At 45.7% G+C, this 4751-nt stretch carries 8 protein-coding genes; 1 reads left to right on the top strand and 7 read right to left on the bottom strand.

The genetic code is table 11. The features are described 5' to 3' along the window. On the top strand, nucleotides 1–781 hold a 781-nt coding region (locus VB714_RS14570; RefSeq protein WP_323225334.1), incomplete at its 5' end, for an RNA-guided endonuclease TnpB family protein. An 18-nt stretch (nucleotides 782–799) separates the two neighbouring features. Here the strand turns inward: VB714_RS14570 and prfA are convergent. From prfA to VB714_RS14535, 7 genes are all read right to left on the bottom strand, one after another. Beyond that, complete coding sequence (prfA, locus tag VB714_RS14565) at nucleotides 800–1969, bottom strand: peptide chain release factor 1 (protein WP_323225333.1); 1170 nt, start codon at nucleotides 1967–1969, stop codon at nucleotides 800–802. Between the two features lie 96 nt (nucleotides 1970–2065). Further along, nucleotides 2066–2323 (bottom strand): 50S ribosomal protein L31, encoded by a 258-nt coding sequence (gene rpmE, locus VB714_RS14560; RefSeq protein WP_323225332.1) that lies wholly within the window; start codon nucleotides 2321–2323, stop codon nucleotides 2066–2068. Nucleotides 2324–2381: 58 nt separating this feature from the next. Further along, nucleotides 2382–2792, bottom strand: coding sequence for a 30S ribosomal protein S9 (gene rpsI / locus VB714_RS14555; protein ID WP_323225331.1), 411 nt, complete (start codon nucleotides 2790–2792; stop codon nucleotides 2382–2384). Nucleotides 2793–2832: 40 nt separating this feature from the next. Continuing rightward, on the bottom strand, nucleotides 2833–3285 hold the full coding sequence (gene rplM, locus VB714_RS14550) for a 50S ribosomal protein L13 (protein ID WP_323225330.1): 453 nt from the start codon (nucleotides 3283–3285) through the stop codon (nucleotides 2833–2835). A gap of 15 nt (nucleotides 3286–3300) precedes the next feature. After that, on the bottom strand, nucleotides 3301–4128 hold the full coding sequence (gene truA / locus VB714_RS14545) for a tRNA pseudouridine(38-40) synthase TruA (protein WP_323225329.1): 828 nt from the start codon (nucleotides 4126–4128) through the stop codon (nucleotides 3301–3303). A 72-nt stretch (nucleotides 4129–4200) separates the two neighbouring features. Further along, entirely contained in the window at nucleotides 4201–4554 is a 354-nt protein-coding gene (gene rplQ, locus VB714_RS14540) for a 50S ribosomal protein L17 (RefSeq protein ID WP_323225328.1), read from the bottom strand. A 19-nt stretch (nucleotides 4555–4573) separates the two neighbouring features. Further along, the coding region (locus tag VB714_RS14535; RefSeq protein ID WP_323225336.1) for a DNA-directed RNA polymerase subunit alpha C-terminal domain-containing protein at nucleotides 4574–4751 on the bottom strand (178 nt) is incomplete at its 5' end.

Below are 4751 nucleotides of genomic sequence, written 5' to 3'. Positions count from 1 at the left end.
TCTGAGTTTCGTTGTAGAAATCATTCCAGAACCATTACCCAAGATTGAAAAGTCTTGCGGTATTGATTTAGGAATCAGCACTTTTGCGACCTTTAGCAATGGTAAAAAAGTCAAAGCACCTAAGCCGCTAAAGAAAAATCTCAAGCGATTGAGAAAATTGCAGCGTAAACTTTCCAAGAAACAGAAAGGTAGCAAACGTCGTGAAGTAGCCCGTAAAAAAGTTGCTAAACTCTACGCCTCTCTTGGTGCGCGTTCCCTAGGCGAATTCGATTCGCCGGGGTCGCACCGCAAAATCAAAGACACCCGCACGGATTTTCTTCACAAATTATCAACTAAAGTAATCCGAGAAAACCAATCAATTGCTGTAGAAGATTTGAACGTGAGTGGCATGATGAAAAACCGTAAGCTATCTCGTGCAATTAGCGACTTGGGATGGCGCGAATTTAGAACCATGCTGTCTAACAAGGCCGATAAATTCGGTCGCAATTTCAAGGTTATTGACCGATGGGAACCCACTTCTCAAACCTGCTCGTCATGCAGGCAAAGAGGAGGTAAAATAGACCTCTCGATCCGTGAATGGACTTGTCTCTGGTGCGGAGAAACACATGATAGAGACGAGAATGCCGCAATAAACATCGAAGTCGCGGGGGGACATCCTGAGACTATAAACGGACGTGGAGGAACGGGTCAGACTTCCGCTAAGGAAGCACCATCCAGTGAAGCGTCAACCGCCCCTGAATGGATTCAATTGAATTTGTTTGGGGAATCCCCGTCTCTTTAGAGCGGGGAGGATGTCAACTTAAGTGTTATTAGCCAAGTATTCCAAACGTTGCTGCTGATCCTGCGAGATACAGGCTTGGATAATGATATCAATATCCCCAGTTAACGCACTATTTAAAGTGAAATTTTGACCCAAACGGTGATCCGTGACTCGGTTATCTTTGTAATTGTAAGTGCGGATTTTTTCCGATCGCGATCCCGTCCCCACCTGCGATCGCCGCAGATCCGTGACAGCATCCTTTTGTTCCTGCAATTTCATCTCGTATAACTTAGCACGTAAAATCTGCATAGCACGCTCTCTGTTTTGTAACTGCGATCGCTCCTCGGTACAAAAAACCCGAATTCCCGTAGGCTTGTGCATCAAATCCACTGCTGTCTCAACCTTGTTCACATTTTGTCCTCCCGCACCCCCAGATCGTGCCGTAGACATTTCGATATCTTTAGGATCGATGTGAATTTCCACATCATCCACTTCCGGCATAATTGCCACGGTTGCAGTAGAAGTATGAACCCGTCCCCCAGCTTCCGTTGCTGGGACGCGCTGCACTCGATGCACCCCCGCTTCAAACTTCAACTTGCTATACACGCGATCGCCTTGGATTTCCAAAATAGCTTCCTTAAATCCCCCCTGCTCGGCCAAAGACTCACTTAAAAGTGCAATTTTCCAGCCCTGAGATTCAGAATAGCGCGAATAGATATTTACTAAATCACCAGCCCAAATTCCCGCTTCATCTCCTCCCGTCCCAGCCCGAATTTCCAACATGATATTTTTATCATCATTGGGATCGCTGGGAAGTAGCAAGATTTTTAATTGTTCTTCTAACTCAACAATTTGCTGCTCTAACTCCTTAATTTCTAGAGTAGCCATTGACTGCATCTCGCGAGCATCATTGGCCTCTTCTTTAAGAGTTTCTTGAGCATTCCCTACTTCTTCTTGGGCTTTTTGCTTGGCTTCTTTCAAAATTTCCTTAGCTTCTTTGAGAATTTCTTGAGAACCCAGCAATTCTTCTTGTGCTTTTTTCCAAATGTCGTAAGTGTTAACCGTTTCCTCCAGAGAAGCCCGCGCTTTTGCAACTTTTTGCAACTCATCGGGATTAGTTACGACATCCGGATCTGCAAGACGAAGAGATAATTCATTAAATGTTTGTTCGACGGATTTTAATTTATCCAGTAAATAAGATTCAGCCATGATGCTTCTCCACAATAAAAAACCAAAGATACAGAAGTATAAAAACGAAATTAACCCAGCAGAAAATCTGCTGGGTTAATATAAGCAAAATTGCAGCTATTTTTCTTCGGCTTCAGCTTCAGTCTCTGCTTGAGTCTCTGCACTGGTATCGAGCATACCAAACTTACGCATAAAACGTTCGACCCGTCCTTCTGCGTCAATAATTTTTTGAGTCCCGGTGTAAAAAGGATGATTTCCCGACCAAATTTCTACATTAATTTCTGGCTTGGTCGAACCAACTGTCGCGACGACTTCGCCGTTACAGATGACCTTCGCATCGGGATACCATTCGGGATGAATACCTGGTTTGGGCATTTGCGATCGCTCTCCTATTTCTTGATGATAATTCTAACAAAAACTGAGTAATAATTGCTTAACGCTTGGAGTATTGAGGAGCCTTACGCGCTTTCTTCAATCCATACTTCTTACGTTCTTTAGCTCGCGGATCGCGGGTTAAATAGCCCTCAATTTTCAAAGGTTGGCGATTCGCCGGATCGAGTTGACACAAGGCTCTAGCAACCCCTAATTTTACAGCTTCTGCCTGTCCGGTTAAACCGCCACCATGAGCATTCACGAGAACATCGTACTCATTTTCCATGCCCAATGTTCCCAAGGGGGCTTTAATGGACGCTAAATACTTGGGATTGTAATTAAAGTAATTATCCCCCGGTCTTTTATTGACCACAATTTGACCGTCGCCAGGAACGAGACGCACTCGAGCCACCGCATTTTTGCGCCGTCCCGTTCCCCAATACACGACTTTATCGTTGATGTCTTCAGACATGAATAATCTTCCTTATTAAAAATGAACAAATCGTTAATGATTAACGAGTTTTGGGTATGGTATTCAGGGTGAGGATTTCAGGTTTTTGAGCCTGTTGTTTATGATTGGGACCTGCATAAACATTCAATTTTGTAAAGAGTTTGCGACCCAAAGAATTTTTCGGCAGCATTCCTTTTACAGCCTTTTCAATGATGCGTTCGGGAATACGCCCTTGCAGTTGATTGAAGGTTTCAACTTTCATCCCCCCTGGTCTACCAGAGTGACGGCGATATAATTTTTGGCTGGGTTTTTTCCCAGTTACAACGACTTTTTCCGCGTTGATAATAACGACAAAATCTCCCGTGTCCATGTGGGGAGTAAAAGTCGGTTTATTTTTCCCCCGCAATATGTTCGCCACTTCCGTCGCCAACCGTCCTAAGCGTTGGTCGGCGGCATCGATGACGTACCATTTTCTCTCTAGGGTGTCTTGAGTCGGTAAAATTGTTTTTTCCACGATTGGTTTGTAGGTTTAATGATTGACAATAAAGGTGGGCTGAGTGTCATACCAAATTTCTTTGGTAAAGGGAAACTCATCATAACCGACTCTCAGCAGGCATAAACCTTTGGCTGGAGCCGAATATTTGACTAATTCTCGTCGTTGGTTGACCCAAATATCGGTAAAATTTTCCAGCGATCGCGTCCCATTGCCGACTTCTACTAGCAGTCCCACTAACAGCCTTACCATCCCGTATAAAAATCCGTCCGCTTGAATCTCAATACGAAGTAAAGCGCCTTCTCTTTGACATTCTACCGCTTGAACGTTAACCCAAGAGTGTTTTCTGTCAGATCCGGCTCGGCGAAAAGCAGCTAAATGGTGTCGTCCCAAAAGGGGGTCGAGTGCCTGCTGCATCCGAGTTTCATCGAGAGGTAGTTGATAGTAGTGCCAACAAAAGGGCTTAATAAACAGGTTGGGACGCTTATCCGTGTAAAAAATATAGCGATAGCGCCGCCATCGGGCGGAAAAGCAAGCGTGCCAATCTGGGGCAACTTCGGCAGAGGCTCGGATGAGAATATCCTCGGGCAAGTTGTTATTGAGAATAGTCGCCCATTTACAGGCAGGAATCGGACTGGCGACATTAAAGTGGGCAACCTGTGCTGCACCATGAACGCCGCTATCGGTACGTCCTGCGCCGCGAATGGTGACGCGATCGCCGCTCACTCGAGCGATCGCCTCCTCAATTTCTGCCTGTACGGTACGTCCCTGGGGTTGTCGCTGCCAGCCGTGAAAATGAGTCCCCAGATACTGAATAACGAGGGCAATGCGCTTGCTTTCTAGTTTGGGACTTGACGTTGACATGACCGTGAGTTGAGGAAAAATGAATCAAAGGAACAAGAAAAGATATAATCCCTTCTCTTTCCCATTCTTTTCTTAATCCACCAACTCGATAATGGACATTTCTGCATTATCACCCCGACGGCGAATCGTCCGCACAACGCGGGTATAGCCCCCATCGCGATCGCTATAGCGATCGGGTACTTCATCAAATAGGGCTTTGACGAGGGTTTTGTCATAAAGATAGCTCAAAGCACGCCGACGGGCGGACAGAGAACCATCTTTCGCCAAGGTGATCATGCGATCGACTTGCGATCGCACGGCTTTGGCTCTGGCTTTAGTGGTTTTAATTTGGCCGTTCCGGATCAGTTCTGTTGCCAGCGATCGCAACAAGGCTTTTCTCTGATCGGCAGGTCTCCCCAATCGGGGGACGCGACATTGATGGCGCATTGTTCTTGTTTATTGGGTGTTAACTTTTGGCTTTTTCTAGAGGGAGCGTAATTCCCAACCGTTGTTGCAGTGCCTCAATTACTTCTTCCGCCGACTTTTGACCGAAATTTTTGATTTCTAAAAGGTCTTCTTGGGAGTAATCGAGTAAATCGGCAACAGAGTTGATTTGCGCCCGTTTGAGACAGTTATAAGCGCGT

It is taken from the genome of Spirulina sp. 06S082 (assembly GCF_034932145.1).
Taxonomy (GTDB): domain Bacteria; phylum Cyanobacteriota; class Cyanobacteriia; order Cyanobacteriales; family Spirulinaceae; genus CCY15215.
The sequence above is the reverse complement of the archived record's forward strand: the minus strand, read 5'-3'. Positions and strand labels throughout refer to the sequence as shown.

Excerpts from the sequence above, each read along its gene's own strand:
- prfA (WP_323225333.1), bottom strand. The coding sequence starts at position 1,969 with ATGGCTGAATCTTATTTACTGGATAAATTAAAATCCGTCGAACAAACA.
- rpmE (WP_323225332.1), bottom strand. The coding sequence starts at position 2,323 with ATGCCCAAACCAGGTATTCATCCCGAATGGTATCCCGATGCGAAGGTC.
- rpsI (WP_323225331.1), bottom strand. The coding sequence starts at position 2,792 with ATGTCTGAAGACATCAACGATAAAGTCGTGTATTGGGGAACGGGACGG.
- truA (WP_323225329.1), bottom strand. The coding sequence starts at position 4,128 with ATGTCAACGTCAAGTCCCAAACTAGAAAGCAAGCGCATTGCCCTCGTT.
- rplQ (WP_323225328.1), bottom strand. The coding sequence starts at position 4,554 with ATGCGCCATCAATGTCGCGTCCCCCGATTGGGGAGACCTGCCGATCAG.